This window comes from Serratia sp. 4542, assembly GCF_016805595.1.
Taxonomy (GTDB): domain Bacteria; phylum Pseudomonadota; class Gammaproteobacteria; order Enterobacterales; family Enterobacteriaceae; genus Serratia; species Serratia nevei.
This window is the reverse complement of sequence record NZ_RXKV01000005.1, coordinates 1-20,880: the sequence shown is the minus strand read 5'-3', so window position 1 is coordinate 20,880 and position 20,880 is coordinate 1. Positions and strand designations below refer to the sequence as shown.

The window sequence follows — 20,880 nt, the reverse complement described above, 5'->3', positions numbered from 1 at the left end:
GCGCAACCGCACCATGCGGCTACACTCTCTGTCAGAAACGGCGCCAAGGAACAGCAGGTCAACGAGATGGACAGATTCAATCAATACCGCGTATTCGTACAGGTGGCGGAAATGGGCAGCTTTATCCGGGCGGCCCATACGCTGGAGGTGCCGCGCGCCTCGGTGTCCGCCGCCGTGCAACAGCTGGAAACGCAGCTGGGCGTGCGCCTGCTGCACCGCACCACGCGGCAGGTGCGGCTGACCGCCGACGGCGAACAGCTGCTCGAGCGGCTGCGCCCGCTGCTGGCCGAGGTGGAAGACATCGATCAGTCGTTTCAGGCCAGCCAGCGCCAGGCCTCCGGCCGGCTCAGCGTCGACGTGCCGAGCCGCATCGCCCGCCGGCTGATCGCGCCTGCGCTGCCCGGCCTGCTGCGGCGCCATCCCCACCTGCAGCTGGTGCTCGGCTCCGCCGATCGCGCCATCGATCTGGTGCAGGAAGGGGTCGACTGCGCAGTGCGCGTCGGCGATCTGCACGACAGCAGCCTGGTAATGCGCCCGCTCGGCCATATCGCGCTGATCAACTGCGCCAGCCCCGCTTACCTGGGCGAATTCGGCCATCCGCGCCAGCCCGGCGATCTCGTCGAGGGACACTGGAGCATCGGCTACGCCTCGCCCAAAACCGGCCGCGAATCCCACTGGGAATACCTGGCCGACGACGGCCATACGCAACGGCTCGAACTGCCCAGCCGGGTGGTGGTCAACAACGCCGAAAGCTATATCGCCTGCTGCCGCGCCGGGCTGGGGCTGATGCAGATCCCGCGCTACGACGTGCAACACCTGCTCGACGCCGGTGAACTGCTGGAAGTCCTGCCCGGTTACCGCGCCGCCTCCATGCCGATCGCCCTGATCTACCCCCACCGCCGCCAGCGATCGCGCCGCCTGGCGGTGTTTCATGAGTGGTTTGAAAGCCTGCTGCAGCCGCATCTGGAGCGCTGATTGCACATTTAGCGCTATACTTTGTTTAATAACGCTTATAATTCAAGCGGTCAGACCGTCAGCATCCGCATAATCCATAGGCTTTTGCGCCGCGCGGGTGTACAACGAAAGGTATCGGGCGGAGAGATTTTCGATGCGGCGCAGTGTGATCGCCCCAACATATCATTGCGTTATCCGAATGATACTATGGAACCAAAAGCGCCAGGCGGGTAAACGGAACGCCTGCTAACCCTTTTTAATCGGCATGTTTATGGAAGGAGTATTCTTATGGCTTACAAACACATACTGATCGCGGTGGACCTATCCCCGGAAAGCAAGATCCTGGTAGAAAAAGCCGTCTCGATGGCGCGGCCGTACAACGCTAAAGTTTCTCTGATCCACGTCGATGTCAACTATTCCGACCTTTATACCGGCCTTATCGACGTCAATCTCGGCGACATGCAAAAACGCATCTCCGAGGAAACCCATCAGGCGCTGACCGAGCTGTCGCAGAACGCCGGCTACCCGATCACCGAGACCCTGAGCGGCAGCGGCGATCTGGCGCAGGTATTGGTCGATGCCATCAAGAAATACGACATGGACCTGGTGTTGTGCGGCCACCACCAGGACTTCTGGAGCAAGCTGATGTCTTCCGCTCGCCAGCTGATCAATACCGTGCACATCGATATGCTGATCGTGCCGCTGCGCGATGAAGAAGACGAATAAAGTAAGCACTTGCTAACTTAACTGCCCAACGCCCGCGCCCTGCGGGCGTTTTTCATGCCGCCACGCCGATTAATCGCTTGATAATCAACCGCCCTCCGATGATATAGTCGCTAAAGACACAACATCCTCCCCCGGGCATCGCCTATACCCATATCTATAAGAAATAGCGGGGGAAATTTAATGCGAAAAGGAGTTATCCATGGAATATGCCGTATCGGTAGAGTCTTTCCTGTCCTCGTTACAACGCCATAACCCCCACCAGCCGGAATATCTGCAGGCGGTACGCGAAGTGTTCACCTCGCTGTGGCCGTTTATCGAACGTAATCCGCGCTATCGCGAACAGGCGCTGCTGGAGCGCCTGGTAGAGCCCGAGCGCGTCATTCAGTTCCGCGTCAGCTGGGTGGACGATCGCGGCCAGGTGCAGGTCAACCGCGCCTTCCGCGTGCAGTTCAACTCGGCCATCGGCCCCTACAAGGGCGGCATGCGCTTCCACCCGTCGGTAAACCTGTCGATCCTGAAGTTCCTCGGTTTTGAGCAGACCTTCAAGAACGCGTTGACCACCCTGCCGATGGGCGGCGGCAAAGGCGGCTCCGATTTCGATCCGAAGGGCAAAAGCCAGGGCGAGATCATGCGCTTCTGCCAGGCACTGATGACCGAGCTGTATCGCCATCTGGGCCCGGACACCGACGTGCCGGCCGGCGATATCGGCGTCGGCGGCCGCGAAGTCGGCTTTATGGCCGGCATGATGAAAAAACTGTCCAACAATACCGCCTGCGTATTTACCGGCAAGGGCCTCTCCTTCGGCGGCAGCCTGATCCGCCCCGAGGCGACCGGCTATGGCCTGGTGTACTTCACCGACGCCATGCTGCAGCGCCACGGCCTGGGCTTTGAGGGCATGCGGGTGGCGGTGTCCGGCTCCGGCAACGTGGCGCAGTACACCATCGAGAAAGCGCTGGAGCTGGACGCGCGCGTGATCACCGTGTCGGATTCCGGCGGCACCCTGGTGGACGAAGACGGCTTCACCACCGAGAAGCTGGCGCACCTGGCGGAGATCAAAAACCAACGCTATGGCCGGGTGGCGGACTATGCCCGCGAACGCGGCCTGACGTATCTGGCGGGCCAGCAGCCGTGGAACGTGCCGGTGGATATCGCCCTGCCGTGCGCCACCCAGAACGAACTGGATCTCGAGGCGGCGCAGACGCTGATCCGCAACGGGGTGAAGGCGGTGGCGGAAGGCGCCAACATGCCGACCACCATCCAGGCCACCGACGCCTTCCTCGACGCCGGCGTGCTGTTCGCGCCGGGCAAGGCGGCCAACGCCGGCGGCGTCGCCACCTCGGGGCTGGAGATGGCGCAAAACGCCGCGCGCATCGGCTGGCGGGCAGAGAAAGTGGATGTACGTTTACAACATATCATGGCCGATATTCACCACGCCTGCGTGGAATACGGCGGCGAAGGCAAGCAAACCCACTACGTGCACGGCGCGAATATCGCCGGTTTCGTCAAGGTCGCGGACGCCATGCTGGCGCAGGGCGTACTGTAATCCGCCTTAAAGGTGATCTTGTTCACACATCGATTAAGTGCTTCAATGCCGGCCTCTGCGCCGGCATTTTTTTATGCTTTCACGCCATCCAAATGATGCCGATACGTTAAATAAAAGTTAATAATAGGTTATTTATTGCTTCTTAATCGGTAGTAAATTTACCACCACCAAATAATTAAACATTTATTTAACATTAAATACGCCATTATTTTACTTAAATGTGCGCAGATCACATTTCATTAACTTCAGCTACGCCCCCTCTTCCATTCCTTTGTAATCTGCAGCGGTGGAAAAACCGCCACCCCTACAGATAAAAAAAGGTACAGCTAATGAAATTTAACCTCGCATTATTAAATGCATGTGTGGTTTCTGCGTGCATGTTATCGACAACACCTGTGTTCGCCGCTGATAAGTATGAGATTGCCGTGGTCGCTAAAGTGACCGGCATTCCGTGGTTCAACCGCATGGAAGTGGGCGTCAACGAAGCGGCGAAAAAACTCGACGTCAACGCCTACCAGACCGGCCCTTCTACGCCGGATCCGGCCGCGCAGGTCAAGGTGATTGAGGATCTGATCGCCAAGAACGTCAACGCCATCATCGTGGTGCCGAACGACGCCAAGGTGCTGGAGCCGGTGCTGAAAAAAGCGCGCGACAAAGGCATCGTGGTGCTGACCCATGAATCCCCGGACCAGCAGATCGGCCAGTGGGACATCGAGACCATCGACAGCGAGAAATACGCGCAGGCCAACGTCGATGAGCTGGCGAAAGACATGGGCGGCAAAGGCGGCTATGCGATCTACGTCGGCTCGCTGACCGTGCCGCTGCACAACGCCTGGGCCGACTCCGCCATCAAATACCAGAAAGAAAAATACCCGGACATGTTTGAAGTCACCTCGCGCCTGCCGGTGGCGGAAAGCATCGACAAATCCTACGCCACCACGCTGGATCTGATGAAAACCTATCCGCAGATGAAGGGCATCATCGGCTTCGGCTCGCTCGGCCCGATCGGCGCCGGCCAGGCGGTGGCCAAGAAACGCGCCAAGGACAAAATCGCGGTGGTGGGCATCGCCATGCCGGCGCAGGCCGCCCCTTACCTGATGCGCGGCGACATCAAAAAAGCGCTGCTGTGGGATCCGAAAGACGCCGGTTATGCGCTGGTGACGGTGGCCGACCAGCTGCTGCAGGGCAAGGAAGTGAACAAAGACCTGTCGATCGAGGGCCTCGGCAAGGCTGACGTCGATATGGAACACAAAGTGATTCGGTTTAATAAGATTTTGGAAGTCACCAAAGACAACGCCCAATCGCTTGGATTCTGATTTTTCGCGTAATTTCGCCACACCGGGAAAGTAGTTAAACCCTCGTAGGGGCGCAGCATTGCTGCGCCCAGGGCTTCGGCCGCTACGCAAGCACAGGTTAACGTTATGACAGCCTCCCCCGCATTTATCACCCTGGAGAATATCAGCAAGCGATTCCCAGGCGTGCTGGCATTAGACCAGATCAACCTGACGCTGAATAAAGGCGAAGTGCACTGCCTGGCCGGGCAAAACGGCTGCGGCAAAAGCACCATCATTAAAATCATCTCCGGCGTTTATCAGCCGGAAAAAGGCGCCAACATTTCGCTGGAAGGCAAACTCTTCCACGCCCTGACGCCGCAGCTGTCCGGTTATTACGGCATACAGGTGATCTACCAGGACCTGTCGCTGTTCCCCAACCTGACGGTGGCGGAGAACATCGCCATTCACCGTTACCTGCCCGGCGGCCGCTTCTGGGTGCGCAAGCGGGTGATGCGCCAGACGGCGCTCGACGCCATGGCGCGGGTCGGCATACGCATCGACCCCGATAAAAAGGTGGAAAAACTGTCGATCGCCGATCGGCAACTGGTGGCGATTTGCCGCGCCATCGCCGCCGAGGCGCGGTTGGTTATCATGGACGAACCGACCGCCTCGCTGACCCGCCAGGAGGTCGACGGCCTGCTGCGGGTGGTCAACGAGCTGAAGGCGGCCGGCATCTGCGTGGTATTCGTCAGCCACAGATTGGATGAAGTAATGGAAGTCGCCGATCGCATCAGCGTGATGCGCGACGGCAAGCTGGTGGGCACCTGGCCGGCCAGCGAACTGGACAGCCATGAACTGGCGTTCCTGATGACCGGCCAACGCTTCCACTACAGCCCGCTGCCGCCGCTGCCGCCGGCCGAACAGGCGCCGCTGCTCGAGGTGCGCAACCTCAGCCGCGGCGAGAAATACCGCAACGTCAATCTGGCACTGCGCGGCGGCGAGATCGTCTCGATCGTCGGCCTGCTCGGCGCCGGCCGCACCGAACTGTGCCTCAGCCTGTTCGGCATGACGCGGCCGGACAGCGGCGAGATCCGCATCGAGGGCCAGGCGGTGCAGCTGCACAACAACCGCGAAGCGGTGCGCCACGGCATCGGCTATGTGTCGGAGGATCGCCTGACGCAGGGGTTGATCATGGAACAATCCATCTACGACAACACCATCGTCACCGTCTTCGATCGGCTGCATACCTCGCTCGGGCTGTTGGATCACGCCAAGGCGACCGAGCTGGTCAACCGGCTGATCCGCGATCTGAACATCAAGGTGTCCGACAGCGCGTTGCCGGTGAAAACCCTGTCCGGCGGCAACGCCCAGCGCATCGCCATCGCCAAATGGGTGGCGACCCAGCCGAAGATCCTGATCCTCGACTCGCCCACCGTCGGCGTGGACATCGCCAACAAAGAGGGGATCTACCAGATCGCCCGCGATCTGGCGCAGCTGGGCATGGCGGTGCTGATGATCTGCGACGAGATCCCGGAAGCCTATTACAACAGCCATCGGGTGATGGTGATGCGCAAGGGCGAACTGATCGCCGAATTCGCGCCGCACCAGAGTACCGAGCAACAGATCGCCGAGGTGGTGAATGGATAAGTCATTATTGGCCCGCCTGGCCGGGCGGCACGAGTTTTATCTCGGCCTGTTGGTGCTGCTGCTGGCGATCGGCCTGAGCGCCGGCACCGACGAATTCCTGACGCTCGGCAACCTGACCGACGTCGCCACCAGCTACGCCATTCTCGGCATCCTGGCCTGCGGGCTGTTCGTGGTGCTGATCGCCGGCGGCATCGACATTTCGTTCCCGGCGGTCACCGCCATCGCCCAGTATGTGATGGCCAGCTGGGTGATCCAGCACGGCGGCAGCTTCCCGCTGGCGTTCGCCCTGGCGATTGGCGTCGGCCTGCTGCTCGGGCTGGTGAACGGTTTCCTGGTGTACTGGCTGAAAGTGCCGGCGATCATCATCACCATCGCCACCCTTAACCTGTTCTACGGCCTGCTGGTGTACGCCACTAACGGCACCTGGCTGTACGGCTTCCCGGACTGGTTCATGAACGGCATCAACTGGTTCTCGTTCCAGGGCGCCGACGGCTACGACTACGGCCTGACGCTGCCGCTGCTGTGCCTGCTGGGGACCATCGTCGTCACCGGGGTGCTGATGAACCGCACCCGGCTGGGGCGCCAGATCTACGCCATGGGCGGCAACCGCGACGCGGCGTCGCGCCTGGGGTTGAACCTGCTGCGGCTGCATTTTTGCGTCTACGGCTACATGGGCATTCTGGCTGGCGTCGCGGCGGTAGTGCAGGCGCAGATCACCCAGTCGGTGGCCCCCAACTCGCTGCTTGGCTTCGAGCTGACGGTATTGGCGGCGGTGGTGCTGGGCGGCACCAGCATGAGCGGCGGCCGCGGCTCGTTGACCGGCACCCTGCTCGGCGTGGTGCTGCTGGCCTTCCTGCAAAACGGACTGACGCTGCTCAGCGTCTCGGCCTATTGGCACCAGGTATTCAGCGGCGCGATCATTTTGATCAGCATCAGCACCACCGCCTGGAACGAAAAACGCAAGCTGCTCAAGGAGATCTGACATGACGCAGTTAACTCGGTTGATCCCAAGCGATCGGATCATTCGCCTGCAGGGCGCGATCATCATCGCGGTGGCGCTGCTCTTCGCCGGGCTGCTCGGATCGCGCTTCTTCAGCCTCGGCAACTTCCAGTCGATCGCCTCGCAGCTGCCGATCCTCGGCCTGCTGGCGCTCGGCATGGGTATCACCATGCTGACCGGCGGCATCAACCTGTCGATCATCGCCGGCGCCAACGCCTGTTCGCTGGTGATGGCGGCGATCATCGTCAGCCATCCCGACCAGCCGCTGTTCCTGGCGCTGGCGCTGCTGGCCGGCCTGCTGGTAGCGGTGGCGATCGGCGCGCTGAACGGCGCGCTGGTGGCCTGGATCGGCGTCTCGCCAATCCTCGCCTCGCTTGGCACCATGACGCTGATCACCGGCCTGAATATCCTGCTGTCCAACGGCGCGGTGATCTCCGGCTTCCCGGCGGCGATTCAATTTCTCGGCAACGGCGCCGTGCTCGGCGTGCCGGTGGCGCTGATCCTGTTCCTGCTGGTGGCGGCCGGGCTGTGGCTGCTGCTGGAGCACACCACGCTGGGCCGCAGCCTGTACCTGATCGGCTCTAACGAACAGGCCACCCGCTTCAGCGGCGTGAACACCGCACGGGTGCAGATCGCGGTGTATATCCTGTCGGCGCTGCTCGGCTGGGGCGCCGCCCTGCTGATGATGGCCAAGTTCAACTCGGCCAAGGCCGGCTACGGCGAATCTTATCTGCTGGTGACCATTCTGGCCTCGGTGCTGGGCGGCATTAACCCGGACGGCGGTTTCGGCCGTATTCTGGGGCTGGTGCTGGCGCTGATCGTGCTGCAAATGTTGGAAAGCGGCCTCAATCTGCTGGGGGTCAGCAGCTACCTGACCATGGCCCTGTGGGGCGGCGTGCTGATCCTGTTTATCGCGTTACAGAATCGAAAAGCCTGAGGAGAAAATAATGGCGAGCTATTTTATTGGCGTAGATGTGGGCACCGGAAGCGCGCGCGCGGGCGTATTCGATCTCAATGGCCACATGGTCGGTCAGGCCAGCCGGGCCATCGATCTGTACCGGCCGAAGGCGGATTTCGTCGAGCAGTCATCGGATAACATCTGGCAGGCGGTGTGCAATGCGGTGCGCGACGCGGTCAACCAGGCCGACATCAACCCGATCCAGGTCAAGGGGCTGGGCTTCGACGCCACCTGTTCGCTGGTGGTGCTGGATAAAGAGGGCAAGCCGCTGACCGTCAGCCCCTCCGGCCGCACCGAACAGAACATCATCGTGTGGATGGATCACCGGGCGATCGCCCAGGCCGAGCGCATCAACGCCACCAAACACCGGGTGCTGGACTTCGTCGGCGGCATCATTTCGCCGGAGATGCAGACGCCGAAACTGCTGTGGCTGAAACAGCACATGCCCACCACCTGGGCCAACGCCGGTTACCTGTTCGATCTGCCGGACTTCCTCACCTGGCGCGCCACCCAGGACGCCACCCGTTCGCTGTGCTCGACGGTGTGCAAGTGGACCTATCTCGGCCACGAACAGCGCTGGGACAAGAGCTACTTCCAGCAGATCGGGCTGGAAGACGTGCTGGAACATGACGCGGCCAAGATCGGCAGCGACGTCAAAATGATGGGCGAGCCGCTGGGCCACGGCCTGACCCAGCGCGCCGCCAGCGAGATGGGGCTGATCGCAGGCACGGCGGTGAGCGTGTCGATCATCGACGCCCACGCCGGCACCCTCGGCACGCTGGGCGCCACCGGCGTCTCCGGCGAGGTGGCCGACTTCAACCGCCGCGTCGCGCTGATCGGCGGCACCTCCACCGGCCACATGGCGATGTCGCGCACCGCGCGCTTTATCGGCGGCGTCTGGGGGCCGTATTACTCGGCGATCCTGCCGGAATACTGGCTGAACGAGGGCGGCCAGTCCGCCACCGGCGCGCTGATCGACCACGTCATCCAGTCGCACCCGTGCTACCCGGAGCTGCTGGCGCAGGCGAAAACCCAGGGACAGACCATCTATGAAGTGCTGAACGCCATTCTGCGCCGCATGGCCGGCGAGCCGGAGAATATCGCCTTCCTGACGCAGGACATCCATATGCTGCCGTACTTCCACGGCAACCGCTCGCCGCGCGCCAACCCGACGCTGACCGGCATCCTGACCGGGCTGAAGCTGTCGCGCACGCCGGAGGACATGGCGCTGCACTACCTGGCCACCATTCAGGCCATCGCGCTCGGCACCCGCCACATCATCGAAACCATGAACCACAGCGGCTACAGCATCGACACCATCATGGCCAGCGGCGGCGGCACCAAGAACCCGATCTTCGTGCAGGAGCACGCCAACGCCACCGGCTGCGCCATGCTGCTGCCGGAGGAGAGCGAAGCGATGCTGCTGGGCGGCGCCATGATGGGCACCGTGGCGGCGGGCGTGTTCGACACCCTGCCGGAGGCGATGAGCGCCATGAGCCGCATCGGCAAGACGGTCACGCCGCAGACCAACCAGATAAAAAGCTACTACGACCGCAAATACCGGGTATTCCACGAGCTGTACAACGACCACATGAAATACCGCCGGTTGATGCAGGAGGAGGCGTGATGCAGCAGGAATGGCGGCAGGCCGTGCAGGGTTGGCAAACCTACAGCCAGGAGCTGGCGCAGCTGGGCGAGCGCCTCGACGCGCGCACCTGGCAACGGCTGCTGGCGCTGCTGGCCGACTGCCGCGGTAAAATCGCCGTCACCGGCGTCGGCACCTCGGGGATTGCGGCGCGCAAGATAGCCCACATGCTGGCCTGCGTGGAACGGCCGGCGGTCTACCTCGACGCCACCGGCGCGGCGCACGGCGATCTGGGTTTTCTGCGCGCCGACGATCTGCTGATCCTGATCTCGCGCGGCGGCAATTCCGACGAGCTGACCTGCCTGCTGCCGACGCTGCAGGCCAAGGGGGTGCCGCTGATCGCGGTGACGGAAAACCCGCATTCCGCCATCGCGCAGGCGGCGCAGCTGACGATCGCCACCGGGGTGCAAAAGGAGATAGATCCGCTGAACATGCTGGCCACCACCTCAATTGTGCTGGTGCTGGCGATCTTCGACGCCGCCTGCGCCTGCCTGATGGCGCGCAGCGGTTACGACAAGGAGGCCTTGCTGGCGGTGCATCCGGGCGGCGACGTGGGGAAAAGTTTGCGGGAGGAAAACTGAGGGCCCGACACCGCGGGCCCGTCAGACATTACAGCGGCATGTAGATATCGAAACGGTGGCTTTTGGTCAGCGTGGCGGCGTGCGCCGGCACGTCGGCCAGCGGCGGCGCGTAGTCCGGACGTTTCACCACCACGCGCTTGGTCGCCAGGCGGCGCGCCGGCTCCAGCAGGCCGTCGGCGTCATCGTCGCTGCCCACCAGCGATTGAAACACCCGCATCTCTTTTTTCACCAGCGCGCTTTTTTGCTTGTGCGGGAACATCGGATCGAGATACACCACCTCGGGGCGCGGGCTGAGATCCGCCAGCGCCGTCAGGCTGGAGGCGTGCAGCAGCGTCAGACGCTCGCGCAGCCACGGGCCGATTTCCGCATCCTGATAGCCACGCTGCAGACCGTCGTCCAGCAACGCCGCCACCACCGGATTGCGCTCCAGCATCCGTACCCGGCAGCCCAGCGCCGCCAGCACGAAGGCGTCGCGCCCCAGCCCGGCGGTAGCGTCCACCACGTCCGGCAGATAGCTGCCCTTGATGCCGACCGCTTTGGCCACCGCCTCGCCGCGGCCGCCGCCGAAGCGGCGCCGGTGCGCCATGGCGCCGGAGACGAAATCAACGTAGATCCCGCCGAGTTTCGGCTCGTCGCGCTTGCGCAGCTCCAGCCGCTGCGGGGTCAGTACCAGCGCCATCGGCGCGTCGTCGTCGGACACCAGCTGCCAGCGCTGCGCCAAAACAGACAAGGCGCCGGGATCGGCGCCTGCTTCACACAATAAACACACGCTCACGTGTCGGGTTATCCTTTAATGCCGTAATGGCGCAGCATAGCATCCAGCTGCGGCTCGCGGCCACGGAAGCGTTTGAACAGCGCCATCGGCTCTTCCGACCCGCCGCGCGACAGGATGTTGTCGAGGAAGGATTTGCCGGTTTCGGCGTTGAAAATCCCCTCTTCTTCGAAGCGCGAGTAAGCGTCGGCCGACAGCACTTCCGCCCACAGGTAGCTGTAGTAACCCGCCGCGTAGCCGCCGGCGAAGATGTGGCTGAAGGCGTGCGGGAAGCGGCCCCAGCTTGGCGAAGGCACCACCGCCACCATTTTCTTCACTTCCGCCAGCGTCGGCAGGATCTGCGCGCCTTTTTCCGGGCTGTATTCGAAGTGCATGCGGAAATCGAACAGGCCGAACTCCAGCTGGCGCAGGATGAACAGCGCCGCCTGGTAATTCTTGGCCGCCAGCAGCTTGTCGAGCATGGCCTTCGGCAGCGGCTCGCCGCTCTGGTAATGGCCCGAGATAAACGCCAGCGCTTCCGGCTCCCAGCACCAGTTTTCCATAAACTGGCTCGGCAGTTCGACCGCATCCCACGGCACCCCGTTGATGCCGGAGACGCCGGCGGTATCGATCTGCGTCAGCATGTGGTGCAGACCGTGGCCGAACTCGTGGAACAGCGTGGTCACTTCGTTATGGGTGAACAGCGCCGGCTGGTCGCCCAGCGGGCGGTTGAAGTTGCAGGTCAGGTAAGCGACCGGTTTTTGCAGCGTGCCGTCGGCCTTGCGCAGGCTGCCGACGCAGTCGTCCATCCAGGCGCCGCCGCGTTTGTTTTCGCGGGCGTACAGATCGAGGTAGAAGCTGCCGCGCAGCTCGCCGTTAGCGTCGAACAGATCGAAGAAACGCACGTCCGGATGCCAGGTCTCCACGTCTTTACGCTCTTTGGCGGTGATGCCGTAGATGCGTTTCACCACTTCGAACAGCCCTTCCACCACCCGCTGTTCCGGGAAGTACGGGCGCAGCTGCTCGTCGCTGATGGAGAACAGGTGCTGCTTCTGTTTTTCGCCGTAATAGGTGATGTCCCAGGCTTCGAGCTCGTCCACGCCATAGTGCTGTTTGGCGAAGGCGCGCAGCTGCGCCAGCTCCTGCTCGGCCTGCGGGCGGGCGCGCTTGGCCAGATCGCTCAGGAAGCCGATCACCTGCTCCGGGCTCTCCGCCATTTTGGTCGCCAGCGACTTATCGGCGTAGGTATCGAAGCCCAGCAGCTGAGCCAGCTCGTGGCGCAGCGCCAGCGTTTCCGCCATCACTTCGCTGTTGTCCCATTTGCCGGCGTTCGGCCCCTGATCGGAGGCGCGGGTGGCGAAGGCGCGGTACATCTCTTCGCGCAGCGCGCGGTTGTCGGCGTAGGTCAACACCGGCAGGTAGCTCGGCATGTCCAGCGTCAGCAGCCAGCCGTCCTGCTCTTTGGCCTGCGCCATCGCCTGTGCCTGCGCCAGAGCGCTCTCCGGCAGGCCGCTCAGCTCGGCTTCGTCGGTAATCAGTTTGCTCCAGCCCATGGTGGCGTCGAGCACGTTGTTGCTGTAGGTGGAACCCAGTTCGGACAGGCGCGCGACGATCTCGCCGTAGCGCTGCTGTTTATCCGCCGACAGGCCGATGCCCGACAGTTCGAAATCGCGCAGCGCGTTGTCCACCGCCTTGCGCTGCGGCACGCTCAGCGCCTCGAACGCCGCGCCTTCTTTCAGGCTGCGGTAGGCCTGGTACAGCCCTTCGTGCTGGCCAACCCAGGTGCCGTATTCAGACAGCAGCGGCAGCGCCTGCTCATAGGCGGCGCGCAGCTCCGGGCTGTTTTTCACCGAGTTCAGGTGCCCGATCGGCGACCAGATGCGCGACAGGCGATCGTCCGACTCCGCCAGCGGCTGACACAGATTATCCCAGGTGAACGGCCCCGGCTGCGCGACCACGCGCTCTACCGCGGCGCGGCAGTCCGCCAGCGCGGATTGCACCGCAGGCACGATATCTTCAGGGCGGATCGCCGAGAACGGCGGCAGGGAAAACGGGGTCAGCAACGGATTTGTCATAGGGCAGTCCTGATTAGCGTTGGGGCCCGCCGCGGGGGCGAGCCTTAAAATGCGTATGAATCTCTAACATGGAGCCAGACAACAGGAAAATCAATGCCCGGCGTTGATCGTTCGTGCCTTAAACGGCGCTTTGGCGGATGCGGGCGGCCAGCGCCGCCAGCCGATCGTCGTCGGCGCGCGCGGCGTCGTGGGAGGAGATATAGCCCTCGTAACGTTCGAAAAACTTCGGCGAGGTCGATTCGATCGGCCGCCACTGATCCAGCGACGCGGTGCCGTGCAGCGGGATCAGTTTGGCATGCACATGGTCGACGCCGTAGCCCTCGAACACCATGCCGCAGCGGCCGACGTCGTCGAACGCGCGGTCCAGCTGCTTCGCCACCCGCTTGGTCGCCAGCATCAGCGCGCTCAACACCTCGTCCGGCAGGTCAAAGGCGTAGCTCGGGTGGTGCGCCTTGGGGATCACCACGCTGAAGCCGTCGGTGTTGGGAAAGATGGACAGGAAGGCCAGATGGTCGTCGTCTTCCCAGATTTTATGGCACGGCGCCTTGCCTGCCACGATGTCGCAAAAAATGCAGCTCATCCTTTCTCCTTGTGATTCACAGCGTTTCAACGCGTTCGAACTCTTCGAACACCAGCCACATGTCCGGCGCAAAAGTGCCCTCGCGGGTAAAGAACGCCTGATGCCCCTCGCGCCAAAACGCCAGACTTTTGTCGCCTTCACCCTCTTTGGCCGCCATCTCGGCGGTCACCTGGTCGTAGCGCACCAGGCGCAACGCCAGGGTTTTGATCACGCAGGCCGGTTCGCCGCGGCCGTCGAGAATAATGTTATCGTCGCCGATCATCGGCGTTTGCTCCCGGCGATAGCTCGCATAGGAGCTGCAGGTGGCGGTCTTTTCCCCGCTCAGCACCAACTGCAGCAGTTCATCGGCCAACTCGGGGCCGTCGCCGAACGCCCAGCGCGCCGCGTCGGGGTAGTTCGCCAAAATCGCCTGTTTGCTCATCGTCCTGTCCCTTTCTGTGAACGTCTGCGGCAACGGAGTCCAGTTTTTCCCGGCCAGACAGTTTATACTGTGCAGATTATAAGCCTTATTGCATTGAATGCTCCGTCTGCGGAGCACAAGGAATCGCCACCCGTCATGTTAAGTTATCGCCACAGTTTCCACGCCGGCAACCACGCCGACGTGCTCAAACACACCGTTCAGAGCCTGATCATCGAGTCGCTGAAGGAAAAAGAGAAGCCGTTCCTGTATCTGGATACCCACTCGGGCGCAGGCCGTTATCAGCTCAGCGGCGAACACGCCGAGCGCACCGGCGAATACCTGGAAGGCATCGGCTTGCTGTGGCAGCGCGACGATCTGCCGGAAGAGCTGGCGGCCTACATGAGCGTGGTACACAACTTCAACCGTTCCGGCACGCTGCGCTACTATCCCGGCTCGCCGCTGATCGCCCGCCAGCTGCTGCGCCCGCAGGACAAAATTCACCTGACCGAGCTGCACCCGAGCGACTACCCGCTGCTGCGCAGCGAGTTCCAGAAAGACGAACGCGCCAAAGTGCAGCGCGCCGACGGCTATCAGCAGCTGAAATCCCAGCTGCCGCCCCTGTCGCGCCGCGGCCTGATCCTGATGGACCCGCCGTATGAAATGAAGACCGATTACCAGGACGTGGTCAAAGGCATTCAGGAAGGCTACAAGCGTTTCGCCACCGGCACTTACGCGCTGTGGTACCCGGTGGTGATGCGCCAGCAGATCAAACGCATGCTGCGCGATCTGGAAGCCACCGGCATTCGCCGTATTCTGCAGATCGAACTGGCGGTGAAACCCGACAGCGATCAGCGCGGCATGACCGCCTCCGGCATGATCGTCATCAACCCGCCGTGGAAACTGGAACAGCAGATGAAAAACGTGCTGCCGTGGCTGCACAAGGTGCTGGTGCCGTCGGGCATCGGCCACCATCTGGTGAACTGGGTGGTACCGGAATAATCCCCGGCAGGGCGCGGTTCGCCGCGCCCTGCGTCCACCTATCGCAGCCATCGACGCAATCTTTGCGACAAACCCCGGTCAGGCGTTAAACTCTTACCCTCTTCAAATTCACAACTCATGGAAATCCCAGATGACGAAACATTACGATTATCTAGCAATTGGCGGCGGCAGCGGCGGTATCGCATCGATCAACCGGGCAGCCATGTACGGCCAAAAGTGTGCGCTGATTGAAGCCAAAGAGCTGGGCGGCACCTGTGTAAACGTGGGTTGTGTACCGAAAAAAGTCATGTGGCACGCGGCGCAGATCGCCGAGGCCATCCATCAGTACGGCCCGGACTACGGCTTCGACACCACCGTCAACGCCTTCGACTGGAAGAAGCTGGTCGCCAACCGCACCGCCTATATCGACCGCATCCACAACTCCTACGACAACGTGCTGGGCAAGAACAAGGTCGACGTGATCAAAGGCTTCGCGCGCTTCGTGGATGCGCACACCGTGGAAGTGAACGGCGAGACCATCACCGCCGACCACATCCTGATCGCCACCGGCGGCCGCCCGAGCCACCCGGCGATTCCGGGTGCGGAATACGGCATCGACTCCGACGGCTTCTTTGAGCTGGACGCCATGCCGAAGCGCGTCGCCGTAGTCGGCGCCGGCTATATCGCCGTGGAGATCGCCGGCGTGCTGAACGCGCTGGGCGCGGAAACGCACCTGTTCGTGCGCAAGCACGCGCCGCTGCGCAGCTTCGATCCGATGATCGTCGAAACCCTGGTGGAAGTGATGAACACCGAAGGGCCGAGCCTGCACACCGAATCGGTGCCGAAAGCGATCGTCAAGAACGCCGACGGCAGCCTGACGCTGCAGCTGGAAAACGGCAAGGCATTCACCGTCGACAGCCTGATCTGGGCCATCGGCCGCGAACCGGCGACCGACAACCTGAACCTCGGCGTTACCGGGGTGAAGACCAACGATCAAGGCTACATTGACGTCGATAAGTTCCAGAATACCAACGTCAAAGGCATCTACGCGGTGGGCGACAACACCGGCGCGGTAGAGCTGACCCCGGTCGCCGTGGCCGCCGGCCGCCGCCTGTCCGAGCGCCTGTTCAACAACAAGCCGGACGAGCACCTGGATTACAGCAACATCGCCACCGTGGTGTTCAGCCACCCGCCGATCGGCACCGTCGGCCTGACCGAGCCGGAAGCCATCGAGAAGTTCGGGGCGGACAACGTGAAGGTATACAAATCCTCCTTCACCGCCATGTACAGCGCCGTGACGCAGCACCGCCAGCCGTGCCGCATGAAGCTGGTGTGCGCGGGTAAAGAAGAGAAGATCGTCGGCCTGCACGGCATCGGCTTCGGCATGGATGAAATCCTGCAGGGCTTCGCGGTAGCGGTGAAGATGGGCGCCACCAAGAAGGACTTCGACAACACCGTGGCGATCCACCCGACCGCGGCGGAAGAGTTCGTTACCATGCGCTAACCGCTGCGGTTAGCCCATTCTCAGGCCGGTAAACACCGGCCTGTTCTTTTTGTGCGGTTTACTATTCCCTTCGCACCCGCCTGCTTTTTCTGCCATTATTCTGCCTGATAAATTAGCGGGACTGATACAACCTCCCCGCGCCTCTGGAGAACACCGATGCTGTTCAAACTATGCAAAACCCTTGCGATGGCCTGCGTGGCCCTGATTATCGCCCAGAGCAGCGCGCTCAGCTTTACCCTGGAAGTGGCGGGCAAGATCGACAACGTGACCGACCCGGTCAACAAAAGCTATCTGTTCACCGATAAGCAGCTGTTGGCGATGCCGGTGCGCAGCATCACCACCTCCACGTCCTGGACGCCGCAGAGAAAATTCGAAGGAATTTCGGTGGCCGATATCCTGGAGCGCGTCGGCGCCAAGGGCGAGACGCTGACCTTCTACGCGCTGAACGATTATTACATCGACGTGCCGCTGTCCGACGTCAAAAAGTACAACATGATCCTGGCCTACAAGATGGACGGGGAAATGCTGAAGCTCAGAAACTTCGGCCCGCTGTTCCTGGTTTACCCGCGCGACGCCGCCGGGCCTGAACTGAACTCGCCGTTGTACAACTCGCGCTTTATCTGGCAAGTCGACAGGATCGTGATCAAATGAAGCTGACGACCTTTAAGAACGGCAGCAGGCTGGCGATCCCGGCGATCTTCGCCGCGCTGTTTCTGGTGGCGTCGACCGTCACGCTCTATTACTACAGCGCCACCCTGTCGAAGAAAGGGCTGTATGCCATCGCCGGCACGCAGGAGAACTACTCGTGGTCGATCGCCAAGTTCTCCATCAAGCTGGCGGAATTCGACACCTTCGTCGAGCAGCAGAGCCACGCTCCGCAGGTCGACAACGACAATCTTCGGCTGCGGTTCGAAATCCTCTATTCGCGCTTTTACGTGCTGGAAACCGTCTCCGAATCGACCCAGCCGCTGTACGCCGAGCCGGGCTACCCGGAAGTGGTCAAACAGATGCGCCTGCAGATGGATCGCATCGATAAGCTGTTGGACAGCCCGAAAATCGACTTCGACCAGGTTTTCGCGGCCATGAAGGCCATCAAGCCTTACGCCATCGAAATGGCCAACCTGACCGACCACGCCGAGGTGAAGCAGCGCACCGCCGCCTATGAGGACTACATCGAGAAACGGCACATCATTTTCTATGGGCTGGTGATCGTCATGTTCTCGGTGATTGCGCTGATCGCCATCACCCTGATCGTGTTCCGCCAGCAGCGGCTGACCATTCGCCAGCAGGCCAAGGCGATCGAGGCGGAGAAAGCGACTCGCACCAAGAACGCCTTCCTCGGCGCCATCGGCCACGAGCTGCGCACCTCGTTGCAGAGCGTGATGTCGGCCATCGACGTACTGGTGAACACCCGGGTGTCGGTGGAGCATGCGGACACTTTCCAGCGGCTGGAGACCGCCGCGCAGCAAATCGAAAGCCAGATGAAAGATCTGACCGACTATGCGCACCTCGACAGCGGCATGATGGAATTGCGCATCGTGCCGTTCGACGCGCAGAAGCTGATCGCGGAGACCGCCAACGAAATCGCCACCCTGACCCGCAAAGAGCAGGTCAAACTCAGCTGCGAGGTGGAGTGCAGCCACCTGCTGGTGCACTCCGATCCGCTGCGCATCCGGCAGATTATCGTCAACCTGCTGACCAACGCCTACAAATACACCGAAAGCGGCAGCATCACGCTGCACAGCTGCCTGCGCCGCCAACCGGGCGGCAGTTCGTTGATCATCGAAGTGACCGACACCGGCATCGGTATCGAAAAAGACCAGCTCGATCAGATCTTCAAACCCTTTACCCAGTTGGATCAGTCGCATACCAAGCAGTATGCCGGCGTAGGGATGGGGCTGGCGATCGTGCACGGCCTGGTGACGTTGCTCGACGGCACCATCACGGTGTACAGCGAAATCAAGAAGGGCAGCACCTTTATCGTCAGCATTCCGGTGCAGATCAGTGAAGACGAACGTGCCGACGAGCCCGCCGCCGCCAATGCTTCTCTGCAGCAGAAGCCGCAGCAGGTCCTGGTGGTGGATGACAACAAGTCGGTGGGTGACGCCTTTGCGGCGCTATTGGACAAGCTGGGCTATCAGCACGAACTGTGCGACTCGCCGGAGCGCGCGCTGCAGAAGCTGCTCAGACGCCCTTACGACGCGCTGTTGCTGGATCTGCAGATGCCGGGCATCGACGGGGCCGCCCTGGCCAGGCAGCTGCGCAACCGTCGCGGCCCCAACCGCCATGTGCCGATCATCGGCATCAGCGCCTACACGCCGGAGCAGCTGACGGCGGACCAGCGCGCCCTGTTCGACAACTACCTGATGAAGCCGGTCCGGCTGGATGCGCTGTCGAGCGCGCTGGCCGAGGTGTTCCCCGCTAAAGATTAAAACAGCGTTGCAGTGCGGCTTCGATCACATGGAGCCGCACCGGCTTTTCATAAGGGCCGAGCACGTCGTACTCGCGCATCGCCTGAGCGATTTCCGACTCGCGTCGGTCGGTCCCCAGCTCGCCGGTCAGCACCAGTACCGGCGCATCCGGGTTGTCGGAGGCGCGGATAGTGGCGATACAGCGATCCGCCGTTTCCTCACCGATCAGCCAGTCCACCACGTAGCCGTCGAACAGACTTTGCTGCAATGCCTGACAGAAGCTGTCGACGTCGTAAAACGCCACCGCGTTGAAACCGCAGCCGCCGAGATACTTGGCCAGCTCATCGGCCGCCTGATGCGAATCGTCCAATACCGCGATGCTCAGCCGCTCGTCGTCGCCGAAGCCGGGCCGGATTTCGATCAGATCGACACCGTAACGCGGGCCTGCCGGCGCCTCATCGGCGCGATAGATATGCCACTGCCCTTCCACGCGCAGCGCCACAAACTCCGCCGGCCGCCCGGCAACAAGCTCGTCGCCGATGTGCCCGACGCAAGGTATCGCCACCCCCGCCACGACAAAGATGGCATCGCGCGCCATGTTTGGCTCGGGCGTCTCGTGTTCGGCGCTCAAATCGGCGATCGCCGCCGGCGTTTCTCCCAGCGCGGCCGCGACGCTGTTGATCTGCTCCAGCGTCCAAGGGCTTTGCCCTTTCAGTTTGCGGTGCGCATGTGAAAAACTCAGATCCAAGATGCGGCTGAGCTCTCGGGCATGCTGACGTTTTCCAATCCCGTAATGTAAAAACAGCTCCCTGACCCGATTGGCAATCGACTGTGAATCGAATTTTTGGTGATTGTTATCCATTTGTTCCTTCGATTTTTTTTACTGATTTATCAGTCGTTTTGATTATTTCTGCTGAAAAAGCCACATCTAAAACTAGCATCTCATGCAATTATGCGTTAAAAACGTTGCTTGACATACCATGTTGCATCGTCAAACATGGTATCAAAAGAGACATACAGCAATACACTATAAAAAATAACACCAGCACGTTTTTTAATAATAACCATAGTAACACCAGGGAAAATTTGTTCCGTTGCCGCTACTGAGACGATGAGCACATCGCTCGGACTGCACAAGCAAAACGGGGCTTGAGCCTTTAGCGCTAATCTGTTTTACCCACTTTTGAGCCGGGATCCGTCAGGGTCCCGGTTTTTTATTGCCCCTGGCGCCGCGCCATCATACGGACTCACCCCGCAGCCGCAAATAAAAACGGAGCCGGCATGCCGGCTCCGTTGTCCTTGAGATCGCCGTTGAAGGTCAGAAGCGCCAGGTGAAGCCGGCGTTGACGCTGTTGTCCTGGTGGTGCTGCGACAGCAGCCCGCCGTAGCCCAGCGACAGCGTGGCGTTTTCGTTCACCGCCACTTCCGCCCCCGCCTTCAGCACCATCCCGTCGCGCGAGACCGGCACGCTGTCCACCACGAACGGCGCGTTACCGCCGTTGAACCGCAGCCCGGTGCCTCGCTCCAGCCCGCCGTACTGGTGTTGCCACCCCAGCTCGCTGCGCAGCGCCACCGTCGTGCCCGCGCTCACCTGCCAGGCGGTATCCGCACGCAGGCCCAGCGTCGACACCGTCGCATCCGTGTGCTGTTTATCCCCGCGCAAGGCCGCCGCGCCGCCGCTTTCCGCGATGCCGTTGTTCTCGAAGTTCACGTACGCCAGGTTCACGAACGGCTCCAGGTTCAGCCACTCACCCTGCACGCTGTAACCCGCTTCCGCGAACAGCTGCTCGGTGCGCGCGCTGTACTTCGCCGTGTCGCGGTCCGACTGCATCCCGTAGTTCACCGACCGCTTG

The 20,880-nt window shown here is 61.8% G+C and carries 19 protein-coding genes; 13 read left to right on the top strand and 6 right to left on the bottom strand.

The genetic code is table 11. The annotated features are described in order from the left end of the window. Nucleotides 1-66: 66 nt before the first annotated feature. From EKL15_RS06090 to EKL15_RS06050, 9 genes are all read left to right on the top strand, one after another. A complete protein-coding gene (locus EKL15_RS06090; protein ID WP_197779545.1) occupies nt 67-975 on the top strand; it encodes a LysR family transcriptional regulator in 909 nt (302 codons plus the stop codon). Nucleotides 976-1,242: 267 nt separating this feature from the next. After that, a complete protein-coding gene (gene uspA, locus EKL15_RS06085; protein ID WP_004930988.1) occupies nt 1,243-1,680 on the top strand; it encodes a universal stress protein UspA in 438 nt (145 codons plus the stop codon). A gap of 199 nt (nt 1,681-1,879) precedes the next feature. Then, the gene (gdhA, locus tag EKL15_RS06080) at nt 1,880-3,223 is read left to right on the top strand and encodes an NADP-specific glutamate dehydrogenase (protein WP_033649380.1); all 1,344 of its coding nucleotides are present in this window, start codon (nt 1,880-1,882) and stop codon (nt 3,221-3,223) included. Nucleotides 3,224-3,552: 329 nt separating this feature from the next. Continuing rightward, nucleotides 3,553-4,539, top strand: coding sequence for an autoinducer 2 ABC transporter substrate-binding protein (locus EKL15_RS06075; RefSeq protein WP_033636379.1), 987 nt, complete (start codon nt 3,553-3,555; stop codon nt 4,537-4,539). Nucleotides 4,540-4,644: 105 nt separating this feature from the next. Further along, nucleotides 4,645-6,144: a sugar ABC transporter ATP-binding protein gene (locus EKL15_RS06070; RefSeq protein ID WP_060441425.1), complete on the top strand. Its 1,500-nt coding sequence runs from the start codon at nt 4,645-4,647 to the stop codon at nt 6,142-6,144. Then, nucleotides 6,137-7,126 (top strand): ABC transporter permease, encoded by a 990-nt coding sequence (locus tag EKL15_RS06065; protein ID WP_047729644.1) that lies wholly within the window; start codon nt 6,137-6,139, stop codon nt 7,124-7,126. Before EKL15_RS06070 ends, EKL15_RS06065 begins: the two co-directional genes overlap by 8 nt. A gap of 1 nt (nt 7,127) precedes the next feature. After that, complete coding sequence (locus EKL15_RS06060) at nt 7,128-8,081, top strand: ABC transporter permease (RefSeq protein WP_060424425.1); 954 nt, start codon at nt 7,128-7,130, stop codon at nt 8,079-8,081. Between the two features lie 10 nt (nt 8,082-8,091). Beyond that, nucleotides 8,092-9,729 carry an FGGY-family carbohydrate kinase gene (locus EKL15_RS06055; protein WP_087762443.1) on the top strand — a complete coding sequence of 546 codons (1,638 nt, stop codon included), beginning with the start codon at nt 8,092-8,094 and terminating at the stop codon, nt 9,727-9,729. Further along, nucleotides 9,729-10,328 carry an SIS domain-containing protein gene (locus tag EKL15_RS06050; protein WP_203089110.1) on the top strand — a complete coding sequence of 200 codons (600 nt, stop codon included), beginning with the start codon at nt 9,729-9,731 and terminating at the stop codon, nt 10,326-10,328. Before EKL15_RS06055 ends, EKL15_RS06050 begins: the two co-directional genes overlap by 1 nt. 28 nt (nt 10,329-10,356) lie before the next feature. Here EKL15_RS06050 and rsmJ read toward each other — a convergent pair whose 3' ends face one another. The 4 genes from rsmJ to EKL15_RS06030 all read right to left on the bottom strand — a co-directional run bounded on the left by rsmJ (nt 10,357) and on the right by EKL15_RS06030 (nt 14,155). Next, nucleotides 10,357-11,103, bottom strand: a complete 747-nt coding sequence (gene rsmJ, locus EKL15_RS06045) for a 16S rRNA (guanine(1516)-N(2))-methyltransferase RsmJ (protein ID WP_060441426.1) — start codon at nt 11,101-11,103, stop codon at nt 10,357-10,359. Between the two features lie 8 nt (nt 11,104-11,111). Further along, nucleotides 11,112-13,154 carry an oligopeptidase A gene (gene prlC, locus EKL15_RS06040; RefSeq protein ID WP_049202892.1) on the bottom strand — a complete coding sequence of 681 codons (2,043 nt, stop codon included), beginning with the start codon at nt 13,152-13,154 and terminating at the stop codon, nt 11,112-11,114. A gap of 118 nt (nt 13,155-13,272) precedes the next feature. Beyond that, complete coding sequence (locus EKL15_RS06035) at nt 13,273-13,734, bottom strand: HIT family protein (RefSeq protein ID WP_038873854.1); 462 nt, start codon at nt 13,732-13,734, stop codon at nt 13,273-13,275. Between the two features lie 16 nt (nt 13,735-13,750). Beyond that, nucleotides 13,751-14,155 (bottom strand): ASCH domain-containing protein, encoded by a 405-nt coding sequence (locus EKL15_RS06030; protein WP_060424412.1) that lies wholly within the window; start codon nt 14,153-14,155, stop codon nt 13,751-13,753. 135 nt (nt 14,156-14,290) lie between these two features. Here EKL15_RS06030 and EKL15_RS06025 point away from each other — a divergent pair, with 135 nt between their 5' ends. The 4 genes from EKL15_RS06025 to EKL15_RS06010 all read left to right on the top strand — a co-directional run bounded on the left by EKL15_RS06025 (nt 14,291) and on the right by EKL15_RS06010 (nt 19,048). After that, on the top strand, nt 14,291-15,133 hold the full coding sequence (locus EKL15_RS06025) for a 23S rRNA (adenine(2030)-N(6))-methyltransferase RlmJ (protein WP_004931012.1): 843 nt from the start codon (nt 14,291-14,293) through the stop codon (nt 15,131-15,133). Nucleotides 15,134-15,263: 130 nt separating this feature from the next. Further along, nucleotides 15,264-16,616, top strand: a complete 1,353-nt coding sequence (gene gorA, locus EKL15_RS06020; RefSeq protein WP_100396789.1) for a glutathione-disulfide reductase — start codon at nt 15,264-15,266, stop codon at nt 16,614-16,616. A gap of 156 nt (nt 16,617-16,772) precedes the next feature. Then, entirely contained in the window at nt 16,773-17,267 is a 495-nt protein-coding gene (locus EKL15_RS06015) for a molybdopterin-dependent oxidoreductase (RefSeq protein ID WP_033636391.1), read from the top strand. Next, nucleotides 17,264-19,048, top strand: coding sequence for an ATP-binding protein (locus EKL15_RS06010; protein WP_060441428.1), 1,785 nt, complete (start codon nt 17,264-17,266; stop codon nt 19,046-19,048). The genes EKL15_RS06015 and EKL15_RS06010 overlap by 4 nt, the downstream gene beginning before the upstream one ends. Here the strand turns inward: EKL15_RS06010 and EKL15_RS06005 are convergent. Next, a complete protein-coding gene (locus EKL15_RS06005) occupies nt 19,038-19,889 on the bottom strand; it encodes a helix-turn-helix domain-containing protein (RefSeq protein WP_060441429.1) in 852 nt (283 codons plus the stop codon). The genes EKL15_RS06010 and EKL15_RS06005 overlap by 11 nt on opposite strands. Nucleotides 19,890-20,345: 456 nt before the next feature. Further along, on the bottom strand, nt 20,346-20,880 hold a 535-nt coding region (locus EKL15_RS06000), incomplete at its 5' end, for an autotransporter outer membrane beta-barrel domain-containing protein (protein ID WP_203089109.1).